The organism is Bradyrhizobium sp. HKCCYLRH2060, from assembly GCF_051168135.1.
Lineage (GTDB): Bacteria > Pseudomonadota > Alphaproteobacteria > Rhizobiales > Xanthobacteraceae > Bradyrhizobium.
The window spans coordinates 97,397-115,912 of the sequence record NZ_JBNPUK010000013.1; the positions used below are offsets into that span (position 1 = coordinate 97,397).

The 18,516-nt window shown below is 64.1% G+C and carries 18 protein-coding genes; all 18 read left to right on the forward strand.

The window, feature by feature from the left end; translation table 11 throughout:
* Positions 1-120 precede the first annotated feature (120 nt).
* Positions 121-1,788, forward strand: a complete 1,668-nt coding sequence (locus tag ACQR10_RS24015; protein WP_316218012.1) for a hypothetical protein — start codon at positions 121-123, stop codon at positions 1,786-1,788.
* Between the two features lie 611 nt (positions 1,789-2,399).
* Positions 2,400-2,843, forward strand: a complete 444-nt coding sequence (locus ACQR10_RS24020; protein WP_315804564.1) for a hypothetical protein — start codon at positions 2,400-2,402, stop codon at positions 2,841-2,843.
* Positions 2,844-3,142: 299 nt separating this feature from the next.
* Complete coding sequence (locus tag ACQR10_RS24025) at positions 3,143-4,642, forward strand: AfsR/SARP family transcriptional regulator (RefSeq protein ID WP_315804565.1); 1,500 nt, start codon at positions 3,143-3,145, stop codon at positions 4,640-4,642.
* A 196-nt stretch (positions 4,643-4,838) separates the two neighbouring features.
* Positions 4,839-6,095, forward strand: a complete 1,257-nt coding sequence (locus ACQR10_RS24030; protein WP_316218013.1) for a cytochrome P450 — start codon at positions 4,839-4,841, stop codon at positions 6,093-6,095.
* A gap of 82 nt (positions 6,096-6,177) precedes the next feature.
* The gene (locus ACQR10_RS24035; RefSeq protein ID WP_316218014.1) at positions 6,178-7,257 is read left to right on the forward strand and encodes a PEP/pyruvate-binding domain-containing protein; all 1,080 of its coding nucleotides are present in this window, start codon (positions 6,178-6,180) and stop codon (positions 7,255-7,257) included.
* Positions 7,258-7,299: 42 nt separating this feature from the next.
* A complete protein-coding gene (locus ACQR10_RS24040) occupies positions 7,300-9,108 on the forward strand; it encodes a PEP-utilizing enzyme (RefSeq protein ID WP_316218015.1) in 1,809 nt (602 codons plus the stop codon).
* A gap of 54 nt (positions 9,109-9,162) precedes the next feature.
* Positions 9,163-9,765, forward strand: coding sequence for an HD domain-containing protein (locus tag ACQR10_RS24045; RefSeq protein ID WP_316218016.1), 603 nt, complete (start codon positions 9,163-9,165; stop codon positions 9,763-9,765).
* A 15-nt stretch (positions 9,766-9,780) separates the two neighbouring features.
* Positions 9,781-11,226: an aldehyde dehydrogenase family protein gene (locus ACQR10_RS24050; protein ID WP_316218017.1), complete on the forward strand. Its 1,446-nt coding sequence runs from the start codon at positions 9,781-9,783 to the stop codon at positions 11,224-11,226.
* Positions 11,226-11,840, forward strand: coding sequence for an HD domain-containing protein (locus ACQR10_RS24055; protein WP_315804571.1), 615 nt, complete (start codon positions 11,226-11,228; stop codon positions 11,838-11,840). Before ACQR10_RS24050 ends, ACQR10_RS24055 begins: the two co-directional genes overlap by 1 nt.
* Positions 11,837-12,598: an SDR family NAD(P)-dependent oxidoreductase gene (locus ACQR10_RS24060; RefSeq protein WP_316218018.1), complete on the forward strand. Its 762-nt coding sequence runs from the start codon at positions 11,837-11,839 to the stop codon at positions 12,596-12,598. The genes ACQR10_RS24055 and ACQR10_RS24060 overlap by 4 nt, the downstream gene beginning before the upstream one ends.
* A gap of 14 nt (positions 12,599-12,612) precedes the next feature.
* Positions 12,613-12,936 carry a 2Fe-2S iron-sulfur cluster-binding protein gene (locus ACQR10_RS24065; protein ID WP_315804573.1) on the forward strand — a complete coding sequence of 108 codons (324 nt, stop codon included), beginning with the start codon at positions 12,613-12,615 and terminating at the stop codon, positions 12,934-12,936.
* Positions 12,937-13,362: 426 nt separating this feature from the next.
* Positions 13,363-14,847 (forward strand): aromatic/alkene/methane monooxygenase hydroxylase/oxygenase subunit alpha, encoded by a 1,485-nt coding sequence (locus ACQR10_RS24070; protein WP_316181166.1) that lies wholly within the window; start codon positions 13,363-13,365, stop codon positions 14,845-14,847.
* A gap of 100 nt (positions 14,848-14,947) precedes the next feature.
* Positions 14,948-15,193 (forward strand): toluene-4-monooxygenase system B family protein, encoded by a 246-nt coding sequence (locus tag ACQR10_RS24075; RefSeq protein ID WP_316181165.1) that lies wholly within the window; start codon positions 14,948-14,950, stop codon positions 15,191-15,193.
* On the forward strand, positions 15,186-15,566 hold the full coding sequence (locus tag ACQR10_RS24080; protein WP_316181163.1) for a Rieske 2Fe-2S domain-containing protein: 381 nt from the start codon (positions 15,186-15,188) through the stop codon (positions 15,564-15,566). The genes ACQR10_RS24075 and ACQR10_RS24080 overlap by 8 nt, the downstream gene beginning before the upstream one ends.
* 9 nt (positions 15,567-15,575) lie before the next feature.
* Positions 15,576-15,875: an MmoB/DmpM family protein gene (locus ACQR10_RS24085; RefSeq protein WP_434912096.1), complete on the forward strand. Its 300-nt coding sequence runs from the start codon at positions 15,576-15,578 to the stop codon at positions 15,873-15,875.
* Positions 15,876-15,896: 21 nt separating this feature from the next.
* Positions 15,897-16,922, forward strand: coding sequence for an aromatic/alkene monooxygenase hydroxylase subunit beta (locus ACQR10_RS24090; RefSeq protein WP_316218019.1), 1,026 nt, complete (start codon positions 15,897-15,899; stop codon positions 16,920-16,922).
* 57 nt (positions 16,923-16,979) lie between these two features.
* Positions 16,980-17,969 (forward strand): 2Fe-2S iron-sulfur cluster binding domain-containing protein, encoded by a 990-nt coding sequence (locus ACQR10_RS24095; protein ID WP_316218020.1) that lies wholly within the window; start codon positions 16,980-16,982, stop codon positions 17,967-17,969.
* A gap of 7 nt (positions 17,970-17,976) precedes the next feature.
* Positions 17,977-18,507, forward strand: coding sequence for a luciferase family protein (locus ACQR10_RS24100; protein WP_316218021.1), 531 nt, complete (start codon positions 17,977-17,979; stop codon positions 18,505-18,507).
* Positions 18,508-18,516 lie beyond the last annotated feature (9 nt).

Sequence of the window (18,516 nt, forward strand, 5' to 3'; positions counted from 1 at the left end):
GCATATTTCACGTTGACAGGTGTTTGCCGCAGGATTTCACTCCATGGTTGAGAAACGTCTTCCGCTACCTTTGAGGGTAGCGGGCTACGAAAGACAGGGCAGGACCCTCAAGAGCGATCCATGCGAAGTTCGACAGCCAAGGTGCATCTTCGGTTATTTGGTCCGCCCAAGATCATCAATTCGAACGGTGAAGATTGCACGCCGCGGGGACGGAAGGCATGCGCACTGCTGGCAATGCTGGCGCTATCGCCTGAAAACAAGAGATCGCGCGTCTGGATCCAGGATAAGCTGTGGGGCAGTCGAGGCAAGGAGCAGGGCGCGGCAAGCCTTCGCCAAAGCCTGTCAGAAATTCGAAAGGCATTTGGAAACGATCACGGAGTGCTTTTTGCGGACAGCTATGTGCTGGCGCTCGATCCGACCTTATTTGATACGGATTTCGATCTTGCCACAAAAGCGGACGACTCCGGCGAACTCCTGGAAGGCATCGATATTGGCGAAGATGGTTTCGAGGACTGGCTTCGATCGCAACGTCAGAACTTCAGCGATCGCCGCACTACGCGCCAAGCAAGGACCGATCGCCCTGCGGACATTGCCCTCGAAGAACCGGTGCGCGGACGTTCGATTCCACGGAATCGGATCGTGCTGGTTCGCAACTCCAAGTCTGGAGAGTCCGACGCATCGTTGCTCGCGGACAGCCTGATCGACTCGGTAGCAAAAACCATACAGGAACTCGGCGTCGCCGAGGTCATCGATTGTAGGGATACGATGGACCCGGCTTGCGACGACAAGGACGCAGCGCCGCGCAAGACGCTTTCGCTACATTCGGACGTGTTCGGAGGCCACACGAGGCAAATCGTCCGCCTCGCATTGTCGCAGCGACCGGAACATACCCTGAAGTGGTCGTCCACGCTGCAGCTACCCGGCATTCAGGCGCTGGACTTGAACGATGCGGATGTCATGCGGTGCGTCAATCTCGTCGTCAACGTCGCCATCGATCAGTTCATCACGGTCCATTCGGGCGGGCCGGATGCCGAGGTAGCCTCCGATCTCTGCTATTCGGGGATTCTGCATCTTTTCAGGCTCGGCAAGATCAACTTTGCGACGGCCGATAAGCTCTTCGCGGCCGCATTCGATATTGAATCACGCGGGATCTATCTGGCTTGGCGGGCGTATCTGCGAACCTTTCTACTTGCGGAACGACAATTCAGTTGCCGTCAGACACTGCAAGCCGAGGCCCTCGACTTCATGTACCGCGCCCTCGAACTCGAACCTCACAATTCTTATGTTGCGGGCCTGAGCGCGCACGTTCAGACCATGATGCGGCGGTCCTACGTCGCCGCATACGAACTAGCCGAACGCAGCATCCAATTGAACCACGCCAATCCGATCGGCTGGGCGTGTCTGGGAATCGCCAAGAGCTATCTCGGCAAGCCCGACGAGGGCTTCCAACATACGCTGCTTGCGCGCACCATCGCCGGAACTGCACCATTCAGATACCAGATGGATGCGTTGAGCTGTATCGCGGGGACGATGGCGGGCGAACTCGATAAGGCCGTCCATCTGGCGGAGGCCAGTCATGCGCTGGCGCCGACCTTCGCACCACCCTTGCGTTACCTTTCAGCGCTCTATGCGCACGAAGGCAAGCACGATCTCTCTTCCGAGATGGTGAGGAGATTGCAGGCCAGCGAACCGGACTTCTCATACGACAAGCTGCGCGACAAGGCCTATCCTGCGGCCGGCCTGCATCGGTCATCGATCATCGATTCGTTGCCGGCGAGACAACTTTGATGACGTTGAAGTCCACCGGTATGCTGACCACAGCATCTCATTGATCCTCATTGCACAACGTTGATGAAGATGAGCCGCCGTGGACGGCTCCATCAAGAGAGCCGAATGGCCTATGGACTCATAAATCATGTGAGTAAGGCTGTGAGTACCGACTTCGGGTGCTTCCAGGAAGCCTTGGTTACAGCATTCTTCGCGGTGCTTCGATTCCGGCCAGGGCACCATTTGGACCGTTCGCCCGCATCCGCCGTCGGCCGTTTGCCCCTCAACATCAAAGACAAGCCGCATTTGCCCTTCGCTGGCGTCCGCCCCCTCTGCCGGTATTCTTGATGGAAGTTCGCGGAGGTCATGGTATCGCGAGTCGTGGGTGGAATCGAACCGGCCGAGTCCGCCCCGTATTTCCGGCACCTGAAGCAGGCAGACAAGGATTACAAACGCTGAGATGAAGGCGGGTTTTTCATGCTCGCCACCGCGACTTTGGCGCTTCGCCTATCGTCGCCGGATTGGCGACAATACGCTCAATGCTGCGCTCTGCAGACTCGGCTGCGATAACACTGAGCGCACCACTCACGGTCTTCGTTCGCCCCCTCGGTCCCATCGAATGAAGGTGGCAGATGGAACGTGGGTGGCTGCGCGAACTGAACCACGCCAACCCGATCGCCTGGGCCTGTCTGGGAATCGCAAAGAGCTATCTCGGCAAACCAGAGGACGGCTTTCAGCACACATTGCTTGCCCGTACGATCGCTGGTGCGGCGCCTTTCCGTTTTCAGCTCGATGCCCTGAGCTGCATTGCGGGGACCATGGCGGGAGAACTGGACAAGGCCGTCCATCTTGCAGAAGCCAGCCATGCTCTTGCTCCGACCTTTGCTCCACCCTTGCGATATTTGTCAGCTCTCTATGCCCATAATGGACACCGTGAGCTTTCTTTCGAGATGGTTCGCAAGCTGCAGACAACGGAGCCAGACTTCTCATATGACAAGCTGAGGGATAAAGCCTATCCCGCGGCTGGCCTCCATCGAACATCAATCATCAACTCGCTGCCAGCCCGACAGTTCTAGCGGCGTCCCCCTTCATCCGAGAGGTCATGGAGCGGCAATCCACGAGCGCCTGCCGGTCTAGAGGAGCCTCGCGTTGAGACAATCAGCTCCGCTGGCTTGCTCGATCCGCATCCCCCTCCCTCGAACCCGAACATGCATCGTCGCTGAAGGCTATTCATTTCGCTGCCGCATTTCACGGCCTTTGGATCTCGCCAGCTTGCTGGAATGCTCGCGAAACAGGGCCTTGCAACCTTCCGGCGGCCGCTCTTAGACTACCTCCAGTCTGCTGACGGCAATGGGGTTGTCGCGGGTGAGGACCCATGACCAAGAATAGTTCTGTCAACCTCGCCCTATTCGCGACGCAGCAAAAGCTTCTTTTTGCGGACTTCTTCAAGCTTTACCAGACTGTCGCACAGCCGTGCCGGATCTTCGTGATCGCGGCGGACGTCAACGCGGTCGCGCGGGTCGAGAAGCTCGCAAAGCGCATCAACAAGAGCGGATTCGTCGAGGGCAAGAGCTTTGTCGAGATGGCGTTGCTGCGGGTGCCGATCTCGTTTCGAGATGTCGCAGGCCGAATCGAGAGGTGGGTGGCGCCGACCCGCAGACACGGCCCCGCCCTGCTCGTCGTCGACATGAGCTGGGGCCTCGAGACCAACTCGGCGACGGCCAATTTCGAGGGTTGGCCCGCACTTGCTGAAACGCTCACCCAGCAGTCCGAGGTCTCGATCGCCTCTCTCTATAACCGCCGGGTGCTGATCGACGAGCAGTTGCTCGTCGCGCTGCGCGGCCATCCGCAGATCCTCACCAGCGCCGGACTGGTGGACAATCCGCATTGGCTGCCGTCGCGGCTGCAGACGCGCGGCGCGTTGCGTGAGCAGGTCGATTTCTGGCTCGGCGCGATCGCGCCGGAGTTGCGGATCGGGACATCGGCGGCCGCGCTGCACGCAGCCGAAGGCGCCGACCCCATGTGGCTGTTGCGGCGATCGGCAGAAGAGCCCAGTACAGTTCATCTCGACAGCCGCGACCGCTGGAAGATCCGCTGCTTCGGACGGTTGCGGATCTATCGCAACGACGGCAGCCAGGTGAACTGGGACCCGCCCGGCGGAGCGACCCGCAAGACCAAGACCCTGTTCGCCTATCTGCTGCAGAAGGGCGGCCATGGCGCAGCCACCGACGAGCTTGCGGATCTGCTCTGGCCCAACGCCGAGGACATCGAGGCCGCGCGTAACCGCCTCTATCACACCGTGCGCTATCTGCGGCTGGCGCTCGGCCAGCCCAACGGACGCGACGAGACGCGCAACTATGTCCGACGCGAGGGATCGCGCTACGTGCTGGTGCCCCCGGAGCGCAGCTGGCTCGACATCTCAACCTTCGAACAGCTCTGCCGTCAGTCCCAGGGTCACATCAAGGCGGGCGCCAGCGACGAGGCGCTGATCTGTCTGCAGGCGGCGGACCGTCTGTACACCGGAGACCTGTTCGAGGACATTCCGGTCGAGTACGCCGACGATGGCGAGCGCGACTGGTGCTGGAGCAAGCGCTATTGGCTGCGCGACATGTTCTTCAAGGTGCAACGCGACGCGGCACGGATCTATCTCGAACGCAACGACCACTCGGCCGCGCTCGCGCATTGCCAGAAGGCGCTGGCGATCGATCCCTTGTGCGAGATGGCGCATGCCGAGGCAATGCAGGTGTTCAAGGCGCAAGGACGACGCGAAGCGATCGACCGCCAGTTCAAGCTGTACCTCGACTCGCTCAAGCATTTCGACAACCGGCCGAAGAGCGCCTCGCTTCAGGAGCTGCACCGCAAGCTCACGGCGTAAGGCCGCTCGTTCGCGACCAGCTCGGCAACACGACCTTTGCCGGCCAGGCCATGCGCCATGGGGCTGCCGCCGCCCGCATAATTGACGATTTGTCTCAAATTGTCATAGAGTTAAGGGCTAAAGAAAACCCAAAGGCCGCCGCTTAGAGTGAGCCCATGACAACGTCGCCACCAAGGGCGGCGAATGGGAGGACGACATGCCAGGTTCGGCAGCTCAGCTGGCGCGGTGTCCCTACAGCGACGCCGCCAAAGACTTCGATCCCTTCGAGATGCGCGATCCGTTCCCGTTCTATGAATGGGCCCGCGCCGAGGCGCCTGTCTTCTTCTCCGACGAGCTGAAATATTTCGTGGTGGCGCGCCACGCCGACATCAAGGCTGTGTTCGACGACTGGCGCACATTCTCCTCGGAGAACGCCCAGGCCCCGCTTCGCCCGATGTGCGAGGAAGGCAAGCGCATCATGCGCGAGGGCAGCTTCACCGCCTATTCCGGCCTGTCGGCGCGGGTACCGCCCGATCACACCCGCATCCGCAAGCTGGTCCAGGGCTGCTTCGGGCCGCGCCGGTTCAGGGCGATCGAGCCGGAGATCAAGGCGATCGTCAACCAGGCGATCGATGCCTTCGCCGATCGCGGACATGCCGACTTCTTCCGCGAGTTCGCCTATGATGTGCCGGCGCTGGTGCTGTTCAAGCTGGTCGGCATTCCCAATATGGACGTGCCGCGCGTGAAGTCCTGGGCGGTGAGCCGCGCGCTGCTGACGTGGGGCGACCTCAGCGACGACGAGCAGATCGTGCATGCGCGCAAGATGGTCGAATACTGGACCTACTGCCGCGCGCTGGTGCGTCAGCGCCACGACGATCCGACCGACGATCTGCCGGGCGATCTGGTCCGACTGCAGAAGGACGGCGCCGAGATCAGCGACGAGGAGATCGCCGGCGTTCTCTACAGCGTACTGTTCGCCGGCCACGAGACCACGACGACCCTGATGGCCAACGGTATGCGCGAGCTGCTGCAGCGGCGCGACAACTGGGAAGCCATCATCGCCGAGCCGCAGCTCATTCCGAAGGCGGTCGAGGAATGCTTGCGCTTCAGCCCGTCCATCGTGGCTTGGCGCCGGCGCGCCCTGAATGACACCCAGATCGGCGGCGTGCCGGTGCCGAAGGATTCCAATATCCTCCTGCTCATCGGCTCCGCCAATCGCGACGAGGCGGTGTTCTCCGCGCCGACCCGTTTCGACGTCCGGCGCACCGACGCGAGAAGCCATCTGGCCTTCGGCTACGGTATTCACACCTGCGTCGGCCAGCAGCTGGCCCGCATCGAGTTCGCCATCGCGCTCGGCGAGCTCACCCGCAGGCTTCCTGGTCTCCGGCTCGCTGCCGACCAGACCATCGACTTCGTTCACAACATCTCGTTCCGCGTGCCGACGGCGCTTCGGATCGAATGGGACGTGACCTGACGCGACGATCGTCACTTGGCCGCGTTTCACAAGCAACAACAAGTCCGGAGCCGATCCGGGCCATAAGGTGGGGAACAGACGTATGGGCGCCAACGCAGCCGCATCCTTCATCGTGCCGTTCGAAGCCGCACGCGAGGACGACTTCCCGCGCATCGGCGGCAAATGCGCGAGCCTGGCGCGCATGATCGCACAGGGCGTGCGCGTTCCCGCGGGATTTGCGGTCGCGACCGACGCCTACGCCCTTCATCTTCGAAGCAACGGACTCGAGGCGACGATCAGCGAGCGCCTGTCGCGGATCGTGCTCGACGATGTCGATGACGAAGAGAAGTTGTCGCACGAGATCCGCGACGCAATCATGGCGCAGCCGATGCCGGGCGCGGTCGAGCAGGCGATCCGCGAGGCGTATCGCCGGATGTCGCCCGACGGTCAGTTGCCGGTGGCGGTTCGCTCGTCGGCGACCGCCGAGGACCTGCCCGACGCCAGCTTCGCCGGCCAGCAGGATACCTATCTCTGGGTGGTCGGCGAGGACGCCGTGGTCGAGAAGGTCAAGGCGTGCTGGGCCAGTCTCTTCAACGCGCGCGCGATCTCCTACCGTGCCGAGAACGGGCTCGGCCAGATCGACGTGCTGATGTCGGTCGGCGTCCAGAAGATGGTCAACGCCGCCGCCGCGGGCGTGGCGATGACGCTGGATCCGATCAACGGCGACCGTACCAAGATCGTGATCGATTCCGCCTTCGGGCTCGGCGAGCCCGTGGTCTCCGGCGAAATCACGCCCGACAATTTCGTCGTCGAGAAGGTGCTTCTGCAGGTCATCAAGCAGCGCATCGCCGAAAAGGATTTCGAGCTCGTCGCCGATCGCGCCGAGCGCCGGACCGTCGAGCGCGTGATCGCGCCGGAACGTCGCACCCTGCCTTCCCTGTCCAATACCCAGGTGCTCGCCGTCGCCAGGCTCGCCAAGTCGCTCGAGCGCAGCATGGGCTGTCCGCAGGACGTCGAATGGGCGATCGACGCCGATCTCCCTGAGGACGAGAACCTCGTCGCGCTGCAGAGCCGGCCGGAGACCGTCTGGAGCCAGAGGAAGAAGCAGTCGACCGCGATCTACGAGACCGGGATTGCGGGTGTACTTGGAACGCTGCTGGCCCCGGTCCAGGCCAAGCGGTGAGCATCACGACAACAAACAACAGATAACCGAGGGGAAACGACAATGACGGCGCATGCGAAATTCCCAAGTCCCTATGACCTGAAGACGCCGGTCGGCGCCGAGGGCTGGGAGAAGCTCTACCCCTATTATCTCCAGTTCCAGAACAGCCTGCGCGACAAGGAGGACGGCAAGTTCTGGTTCTGCGACTCGCAGCACTGGCCGAGCCCGTTCAAGCCGTTCGACGCCGTCACGGTCGAATTCGCGGTCAAGTGCCTCGGCCAGTACAATACGCGGCACTATCTGATCCCGCCGGCAAACGGCGTCGAATACCGCATCCACAATGGCTATTGCTACATGAGCCCGGTGGCGGTGGCGCCCGAGCTGATCGCAGGCCGCGTGCCGCATTTCATGGAGCGCGCCGGCTACTACTTCCAGAACTGGGATCGCCTGCTGGCGAACTGGGACAAGAAGGTCCGAGCCAACATCGCCGATCTCGAGGCGCTCAACTTCGAGCCGCTGCCCGAAGCCGTGCCGCTGGAGTGGATCACGGCGGGAGTCGGCCTCGACAACACCTACGCGCTGATGGAGACCTATGACCGGGCGATCCAGCTGCTCTACAAGACTTGGCAGTATCATTTCGAGTTCCTGAATCTCGGCTACGCGGCCTATCTCGACTTCTTCAGCTTCATGAAGGGGCAATTCCCCACCATTCCCGACCAGGCGATCGCCAAGATGGTACAGGGCGTGGAAGTCGACCTGTTTCGTCCGGACGACGAGTTGAAGAAGCTCGCCAAGCTCGCCGTGACGCTCGGTGTCGCCGATGCCCTGAAGAGCGGATCGGTCGACGAGGCGCTGGCCGCGGTCGGCCGTGCGCCGAACGGCGGCGAATGGCTGAAGGCCTGGAGCGAGGCGCAGGATCCCTGGTTCAACTTCACCTCCGGCAACGGCTTCTACTCAACCGACAAGTACTGGATCGAGCATCTCGACATCCCGCTCGGCTATGTCAGGGACTACGTCGTCCGCGTGCAGCGGGGCGAGGAGATCGACCGGCCGACGGAGGCCATCGCCAAGGAGCGCGACCGCATCACGTCCGAATATGCCGAGATGCTGGACGCCGATGCACGCGCCGCCTTCGAGGGCAAGCTGGGCCTGGCCCGGACCGTGTTTCCCTATGTCGAGAACCACAATTTCTACATCGAGCATTGGTCGATGAGCGTATTCTGGCGCAAGATGCGCGAGCTCGGCGCCATCTTCCGCGATGCCGGCTTCTGGAAGGACGCCGACGACCTGTTCTATCTGAATCGTCAGGAGGTCCGCGACGCGCTGTTCGACTACGGCAATGGCTGGGCCGTCGGCGCACCGGCGATCGGTCCGACCTATTGGCCGCCGGAGATCGAGCGGCGGAAGAAAATCCTGGCTGCGCTCGCGACGACACCGCCGCAGCCCGCGCTCAACAATCCGCCCGACGTCATCACCGAGCCGTTCACGATCATGCTGTGGGGCATCACCACGGAGAGCATCGGCCGATGGCTCGATGGCGCTGCCAACACCACCAAGCTGTCCGGCATGGCCGCCTCCCCCGGCCTCGTCGAGGGCCGCGCCCGCGTGGTGCGCTCCGCTGACGAGCTCGGCCAGATCCAGCAGGGCGAGATCCTGGTCGCGCCGGTCACCGCGCCGAGCTGGGCGCCGATCTTCGGCAAGATCAACGCGATCGTCACCGACATCGGCGGCATGATGTCCCACGCCGCGATCGTGTGCCGCGAATACGGCCTGCCCGCCGTCACCGGCACGGGACGCGCCAGCTCCTCGATCAAGAACGGACAGATGCTGCGCGTCAACGGCTCGACCGGCGAAGTGACCATCCTGTCCTGACCCAATCGAGAGAGGCCGGCAGCGCCGGCCTCTCTCCGCATATGGAACATTGCAATGCTCGATAGGTCCGATGTCGGCAACCGCTATGACGAGGTCTGGCGCATCAGCGAGCCGTACATGCGCGCGCGCAAGAACGACGTCCACATTCCCCTGTCCTATGCCTACGCGCGCAAGCTGCTCGTGCACTATCCGGACGCGGACGAGGACATCGTTTCGCTCGCGATCATCCTGCACGACATCGGCTGGTACGCGATCGACATGAAGGACATCATCGAGAAGGGCTTCGGCCCCAACATGATGCAGTCCGATGTGCGCTTTCTCCACGAAAGCGAAGGCGTCCGCATGTCGCGCGAAGTCCTCGAACAGGCCGATTGGCCGGAGGACATCATCGTCGCGGTCGGCGAGATCATCGACGGCCACGACACCCGCCCCTACCCGCGCTCGCTGAACGACCGGATCGTGCGCGACGCCGACAAGCTGTGGCGCTACACGACCACCGGCGTCGCGGTGGCCTGCGACTGGTTCAAGATGACGCCACGTCAATATGCGTCGCGCCTGACGACCCAGCTCGCCGTGCTCGAGACCGAAGCCGGACGGCTGATGGCCGAGGCGGCGTTGGGCGAGACCCGGGCCGCGCTGATGCTCGACCTGATCTGAGCGAGGGGCGCGGACATGGACATGTTCATCGGCGGCCGCAGGGTTGCAGCCCAAGGCGGCGCGACCTTCGACGTCGTCGATCCGGCAACGGGCGAGACGATCGACAGCGTTCCGGAGGCCGGGCCCGCGGATGTCGATGCCGCGATCCACGCAGCCGAGATCGCATTCCAATCGTGGAAAACGACGCCCGTGGCAGAGCGCGCCCGCCTGCAGAAGAACGCGGCGCGGCTGATGCGCGAGAGTGCCGGTGAGGTCGGCCGCCTGCTGACCAGGGAGCTTGGCCGTCCGCTGGCGGGAGCCATCAGCGAAATTCAGCGCTCGGCCGAACTGCTCGACGTCTACGCCGAGGAAGGCCTGCGCCTGCACGCCGAGATGCCGCTGACGGGTGTGGCCGGCGAAAAGATCGTCATCACCCGCGAGCCGGTCGGCGTCGTCGTCGCGATCACGCCCTTCAACTATCCGGTGACGCTGCTCTGCTTCAAGCTCGGCGCCGCACTGATGGCCGGCTGCACCGTCGTCGCCAAGCCTGCCGAGGACACGCCGCTGTCGACACTGCGGCTCGCCGAGATCTTCCATGCCGCCGGCTTTGCCGAGGGCTGCTTCAATGTCGTCACCGGCCGCGGCCCCGACCTCGGCATGCAGATGATCGCGCATCCGACACCGCGCAAGATTGCGTTCACCGGCGGCACCCGGGCTGGCAAGGCGATTGCCGCTGCAGCCGCAGGAACGATGAAGCGGATCACGCTCGAGCTCGGTGGCCAGTGCCCGGCCATCGTCTGCGCCGACGCCGATATCGGCGCAGCGGCCGCTGCGATCGCCCGTCACGCGTTCGCCAATTCCGGCCAGTTCTGCTACCGCGTCAATCGCGTCTATGTCGAGCGCCCCATCTACGCGGCCTTTCTCGCTGCGCTCGCCGACAAGGTCGCGCAGCTCGACGTCGGCAACGGGCTGACCTCGAATTGCGCACTCGGACCTGTTGTCAACGAGAAGATCTACCGCAACAGCGAGCGGCAGATCGCCGATGCCCGTGCCAATGGCGCAACCGTGCTGACCGGCGGTGCCCGGTTGACGGGCGGACTCTACGACAAGGGCTGGTTCCTGCCGCCGACCGTGATCGCCGATGCGCCCCCCTCCGCGCTCGTCATGACCGAGGAAACGTTCGGTCCTGTGCTTGGTGTCGCCCCATTCGACGAACGCAGCGAGGCGCTGCGGCTCGCAAATGCGACAGTCTATGGACTGGCCGCCTTCGTGTTCTCGCGCAACCTGGCGACAGGACTGACCTTGGCCGAGCGCCTCGAAGCCGGCTCCGTGTGGGTCAACGACATCCAGCGCTCGAACCAGCGCGCGCCGTTCGGCGGCATGAAGCAGAGCGGGATCGGCCGCGAGAAGGGCCGCTACGGCATCGAGGACTATCTCGAATACAAGACCATCTATCTCACCTACGACGCGGAGCTGCGGTGATGCATTTTCTGCGCGACCAGGATTGGCCGGTCTGGCTTGCGGCGCGGCCGTGGCTGGACGTGCGCTCCAACGACGAGCATACGCTGATCTCCTATCGTCTCGGCCAGGCGCTGTTGCGGATCCATCCCGAAGCGGACGCCTCCGTGGTGCTGCCGGCGATCCTCATGCACGACGTCGGCTGGAAGAAATTCCCGCCCGAGCAGCTCGCCGCCGCCGTCGGTCCCAATCCCAGATATCCCGAGCTGCAGCGCGCCCACGAGATCGAGGGCGTGAAGATCGCGGCCGAATCGTTCGCACGGCTGGCGATTCCAGGGCTGCAGGTGGAGACCATCCTGGCGATCATCGACGGCCACGACACCCGCAAGAAGGCGATCTCGCACGAGGATGCGCTGATGAAGGACGCCGACAAGCTGTGGCGCTTCACCGGCCATGGGGTCGCGACGATCGGCGGCTGGTTCGATACGCCGCCGAAGGAGACGCTCGCGATGCTGGAAAGCTTCGTGCTGCCGTCGATGCTGACCGAGGCCGGCACCACCATGGCCCAGGCACTGATCGCCGAGGGCACAGCGTCTGCCTTCATGACGGATCTGCTGCACATCGAGGCTTCAGCATGAGTGCGTTCCAGCTGCATGGGAAACGTGTGGTCGTCACCGGCGCCGCCGGTGGGCTGGGCCGCGGCTTCGCGCTCGCCTTCGCTGCGGCCGGCGCCGAGGTCGTGGCCGCCGACATCCGTCTCGGCGGCGCCGAGGACACCGCGCGGCTGATCCGCGACCGCGGCCACAAGGCGCACGCCGCCGAGGTCGACGTTGCCAACGAGACGTCCACCGCGGCGCTGGCGCAATTCGCGCTTGCGCGCATGGGCGGCCTCGACGTGCTGGTCAACAATGCCGCGATCTATGCCGGGCTCGCGCGTCGCGGCTTCGAGGCGATCCCCGAAGCCGAGTGGGACCAGGTCATGCGCGTCAACGTCAAGGGCGTGTGGATGATGAGCAAGGCGGCCGCGCCGCTCATGCGGCGCGCCGGCGGCGGCGCGATCGTCAACGTGTCGTCGGCGACCGTCATGAGCGGATCACCGATGTGGCTTCACTACGTCTCATCGAAAGGCGCCGTCATCGCGATGACCCGTGCGCTGGCGCGCGAGCTCGGCGACGACAAGATCACTGTCAACGTCATCGCGCCGGGCTTCACGCTCACCGAGGCCAGCCTCGGCCTGATCGAGAACGCCGCCGAATATGGCGTGTCCCGCGGCGCCTTGAAGCGCGCGGCCGATGTCGACGACATGGTCGGCGGCGCGCTGTTCTTCGCGTCACACGCCGCGGCCTTCATCACCGGCCAGACCCTGATCGTCGACGGCGGCCGGCAGTTCATCTAGGGACCCGAAGATTCATGCCCAGGATCACCTTCATCGAGCCCGACGGCACCGTACGGACAGTCGATGCAGAGCTCACCGAAAGCGCCATGCAGGCGGCGAAACGCAACGGCGTCGACGGCATCATCGGCGAATGCGGCGGCTCCTGCATCTGTGCCACCTGCCATTGTCACGTCGACAAGGCCTGGCTCGACCGTGTCGGCCCCGCCGGTGACATCGAGGCCGACCTGCTCGAATTCGAGGCCGCCGACGTGCGCCCGGAGAGCCGCCTGGCGTGCCAGATTTCGATCACCGATAAGCTCGACGGTCTGGTGCTTCAAGTCGTCGGCCTCGGCCGTTGAACGGCCGGAGAGTTGCACCGGTCTTTGATCCCGCCGCACGCATCATCGGCAGCGGGACAATGACGGGCATCGAGCTGCTCGCTTGAACAGATCGGCCCGCTTGGTCGATACGGCCGCGCCGATCCTCGCCGCCGCCTTCCCTTCGCATTGCATCATCTCGTCACCTGCGTAGCAGCAGGAATGCGGTCGCCTGCGCTCCCGATCGCGCCCGAATGCGCTCGATGTTCGTGCGCATCCGCGACCTAAAGAAAAACCAAAGAATGCGTCCTACACTGGATCGTACAACATCGCGCGACGATCTATCAGGTCCAACCGCCTGACTCGTACGCCATCGCCACGCGCCGCACAACGTTCGCCCATCAAGGGCGGCAGCGGACCGCAACGAAGAGCAACGAACGCGATCACATAGCTCGGGAGGAGCAACGCATGCCGAAGCTGCAGCGGCGGGACTATTACGACACGGCCCGCGACATGAACTGGGCTTTCTCCTACGTCAGCGAGGACGAGGTCTTTCCAGAGGAGCTATCCAAGAGCTTCGGCATCCACGGCGAGGAATGGTGGGTCTGGGACGAGCCGTACAAGCTGACCTATCGCGAATACGTCCACAACCAGGCCGGCAAGGACGACGGCATCTACTCGATCCGCTCGACGATCGCGCGCTCCAATCTGTACGACAATCTCGACGCCGGCTGGAAGTCGGCGATCAAGGCGCATTACGGCGCGATCCCGGTTCCGGAATATTTCGCCTCGATCGGCGAGGCGCGCATGGCACGGTTCGGCCGCGCCGCAGCCTGGCGCAACATGGCCGCGTTCGGGACGCTCGACGAATGCCGCCACGGCCAGGCGCAGATCTACTTCCCCTATTGCCTGCTCGGAAAGGACCCGCAATTCGACTGGGCTCACAAGGCGATGCACACCAACGAATGGGGCGTGATCGCGGCGCGCAGCCTGTTCGATGACATGTTCACCGCCAATGATGCGGTGTCGACGGCCATCCAGCTCACATTTACGTTCGAGACCGGCTTCACCAATCTGCAGTTCCTCGGCATGGCCTCCGACGCGCTGCATGTCGGCGACATCGAGTTCGGTGCGCTGATCTCCTCGATCCAGACCGACGAGGCGCGGCATTCGCAGCAGGGTGAGCCGACGCTGAAGATCATGATCCAGAACGGCAAGAAGGCCGAGGCGCAGAAAATGGTCGACCAGATGTTCTGGCGGTCGTGGAAGCTGTTCGCGCTGCTGACCGGCATCTCCATGGATTACTACACGCCGCTGGAAAGCCGGACGATGTCGTTCAAGGAGTTCATGCAGGACTGGATCTGCCGGCAGTTCATGGACCAGTTCAAAGACCTCGGCATGAACGTGCCATGGTACTGGGAAGAGCACTTCCTGCCGGAGCTGGACTGGGTCCATCACGCCTATCACATGGGCGTCTGGTTCTGGCGGCCGACGGTGTGGTGGAATCCCGACGCCGGCGTGTCCGCCGCCGAGCGCGACTGGCTCGAGCAGAAGTATCCCGGCTGGAACGATCGATTCGGCAAGCTGTGGGATGTAATCGGCGACAATGTCCGCACCGGCCGGATCGAGAAGACCTATCCGGCGACGCTGCCGATCGTCTGCAACTGCTGCCACATCCCGATCTGCAGCCCGAGCATCGGCCAGGCGCCGCGGATCACCACGCATAATGGACGCAAGCTGAACTTCTGCTGCGAAGTCTGCGAATGGGTGTGGAAGAGCCAGCCCGAACGTTACGACACCCATCTCTCCGTCGTTGACCGCTTCCTGGCCGGCCATATCCAGCCACCGACCCTGGAAGGCGCCCTGCAATATATGGGCATCACCCCCGATGTCGCCGGCAACGATGCCCAAGCCTATGCCTGGGATGGCGCGTCGCGGCTCGCGGCGGAGTGACCCGGCCGCGACGGACGGCCAGCACGGAAAGGGGCGCCGCTCGCGAGCGACGTCTCCAATCGAAAAGACCACCGACATAACAACAATCCGGGAGGCACACATGGCCCTGTTTCCGCTCCAAGCCAATTTCCGCGGCGACTTCGTCGTCCTGCTGATCCCTGTCGACGACGGCGACGACATGAGCATCGTGGCAGACAAGGTCGCACAGCACGCGGTCGGACTTCGCGTCGCCGAGCAGAAGGCACCAAAATGCGTCTACTACAACGGTCGCGAGCTGCCGTCGGCGATGACGGTGGCGCAATCCGGCATCGCGCCGATGGATTGGATCGAGGTGGCCTATGTCTGACGATGCCGACGTGACATGGACGCAGGTCGCAACGCTGGACGATCTTTGGGAAGGCGATTTCATCGGCGTCGAGGTCGACGGCGAGGAAGTGATCGTGATGCATCTGCCCGGCGGCGACTTGCGCTGCTTCCAGGGCATGTGCCCGCACCAGGAGATCCTGCTGGCGGACGGCAAGGTCGATTTCGAATCCGGCACCATCACATGTTCGGCCCATGAATGGGAATTCAGCATGGATGACGGCCGCGGCCTCAACCCGCGCGACTGCCGCCTCTTTCGCTACGCCGTGAAGAAAGACGGTGAAGCCATTCTGGTTGGCGTGCCGAATGACGGCCGGCTGCGCCGCCTCCGTCACAAGACCGAGCAGGACGCATAGGACAAGCCCATGACCACGACAGCAGCTCCGAAACTGGTCGGCCCCGTCATCAGGGGCGCCGACGAGGACATCATCGACGCCGTGATCGCGGCGAGCGAGCAGGACAATCCGGACGTCGAGATCGTCATCGAGGACCGCGGCGGCTACGTCCGCGTCCAGGCCGACCGCAACTTCCGCCTGACGCAGAAGAGCATGCAGGCGGCGCTGGGGCGGCCGTTCCGGCTCGCCGAGATCGAGCCGAGCCTGGTGTCGTTCGGCGGACGACTCGAATCGATGGACGACGAGTGGGTCTGGACCATCCACACATAACAAATCCCGGGAGGACACGTCATGACCGCAATGACCGCGAAGCCGGCTGCGCGCAAGCAGAAGAAAACTTGGAGCCTGTGGACCGAGCGCCGGCTGCCGTCGGAATACGAGGCCGTCACCTACAAGTTCCACAGCCACTTTCGCCGCGCGCCGGCGCCATTCGAGCTGTCCGAGAACTGGTCGATCAACCAGTTCTACCTCACCAATCGCGAAGGCTCGAAATTCGCGCTGGACGACTGGGAGGGCTATCGCGATCCCCTCACCTACACCTATCGCCGCTACGTCGGCGATCAGAAGGACCGCGAGGTGTATTGCGACAACCTGATCGACGAGTTCGAGCGCCAGGACATCTATCGTAAGCTGTCTGCACCGTGGCTCGACTTCCTCGGCCAGGCCTATCTGCCGGTGCGCTTCCCGGGACACGCGATGCAGATGAGCGCGGCCTATGTCGCGCAGATGGCGCCGTCGGCGTTCGTGACCAACACTTTCTACTTCCAGATGGGCAATGAGATGCGCCGGGTGCAGCGCCAGGCCTATCTGGCCAAGGCGCTCGCGCTCGACACCGGACGCGAGGAGCTCGCCGACAGCGGAATTGCCCGTACCGTCTGGACGCAGGCGCCGCAATGGCAGGGCCTGCGCGAGCTGATCGAGAAGCAGCTGATCGCCTACGATTGGGGCGAGGCGTTCGTGTCCCGCAATCTGGTGCTGCGGCCGATCTTCGATCACGTCTTCAATCGCGAGATCGCCGATCTGGCGCGCACGAACGACGACGACCTGCTGGCGCTGCTGCACGACGACTTCCGCAACTACGACGAAGCCTATGCGGTCGAGACCACCAAGGCCCTGGTGCGCTACGCCACCGGCAAGGTCCCGGAGCACGCGGCTCTGCTGCGGGAGTGGGTCGCGAAGTGGATGCCGCTCGGCGAACGCGCCGCGCGCGGGCTCAGCGAGGCACTTTCGACCGCGCCCGGTGCCGACGGTGCACGGGCGATCCTGGAGCGGACCATGACGACCCAGGCGAGGCTGATCGCGGATTGCGGCTTGTAGTCTGGCAGGCGCGGTCGGCGTGCTGCGCCGACCGCCGGGACTGGAAGGATGGCGTGGATGACCCGACAACTCCGCATCGAGCCCGACGGCGTCGCGATCGACGCGGCCGACCATGACACCATCCTGCAGGCAGCACGACGCCGGGGCATCGCGCTGGCCTACGAATGCGGCTGGGGCAGTTGCGGCGCCTGCAAGGTGACGCTCGTCGACGGTCAGGTCGATCCGATCTTTCCCGGCGCTCCGGCGATGAATCCGCGCGACGCGCGACGCAGCCGCATCCTGGCCTGTCAATCCCGCGCGATCTCGGACGTCACCATCGCGCGTGGTCCCGGCGACTGGTCCGCGCCGACGCCGCGATGCGTCGAGCAACAGGCGATCCTGCGCGGCGTCGACGATCTCGCGCCGGAGATCCGCCAGTTCAGCTTCGAGACGGCCGATCCGATCGACTTCCGGCCCGGTCAGTATGCGATCCTGCATCTCGGCGAAGGGCTACGGCGCTGCTACTCGATGTGCAACCTGCCGGGCAGCAAAGCCCTGCAGTTCATTGCCAAGCGCTACGATGGCGGCAAGGGCAGCAACGCGCTCGCCGCTTTGGCCTCGGGCGCACAGATCACCATCGAGGCGCCATTCGGCGCCTGCACGCTGCGTCGACAGCAGGGACGCAAGGTGTTCGTGGCGGGAGGCACCGGCATCGCGCCGATCCTGGCGATGCTGCGCGAGGCCGCGGAGGCGCGCCTCGATTTCGGATCGCCCGTGGATGTCATCTACGGCGCCCGCACACCGGCGGATCTCGCCGCCGATGACATGCTCGAGACGGCGATCGCGCGCATTCCGCAGGGGCGCTACCTGTCCGTGGTCGAACACGCGCCATCCGACTGGCCGCATGCGGCCGGCTTCGTTACCGATGTCATCCAGAGCGCAGTCCTGGATCACGCGGCGGCCGAGTTCTATGTCGCCGGCCCGCCGGTCATGGTGAACGCGGTCAGATCGCTGCTGCGCGCCGTCGATGTTCCGATCACGCGGGTTCATTATGACAGCTTCGGCTAGAGCAGGCTTGCGCAGTGCTGCACCCGTCTGGGCGATGGCACCGGGACTGCGTCGTCTCGCCACACGTTCCGGCAGCGCGCCGCGGCTCGCACCGGCATGGCCCTGCCACCAGCTCGACGGCACCTCGCCCGCCGGATACGCCGCACAGCTCGTGTCCTGCACATGCGCGCTGGCCGGGGTCGAAGAGGTACCGGCGCCGCTGAACGCCGCAGGCCGCGCCTTCGCGCTCGATGACATCCATGCCATGGGCCAGCCGGAGGCCTTCGTGTTCGCGCCGGTGTGGCTCATCGTTCGCCCCGACGGGTCGCTGCACCTGACCTTGCGACCGGAATGGGCGCAGAAGGTCGCGGCCAAAGGCTGGGGCACGGTGCATCCGTTCGCACGCTACATGGCGGGCGCCGTGCCACCGCAGAGCCTCGTGGTCTACGCGCCGCGCGATCGAAGCGAGCTGGCGGTTGCGGCGCGGATCATCGCGGCCGCGCACTGCTACGCCAGCGGCCGCATCGGCGACGTCGCATTGCCCGACAGCCGGTGGTGAGCGATGACG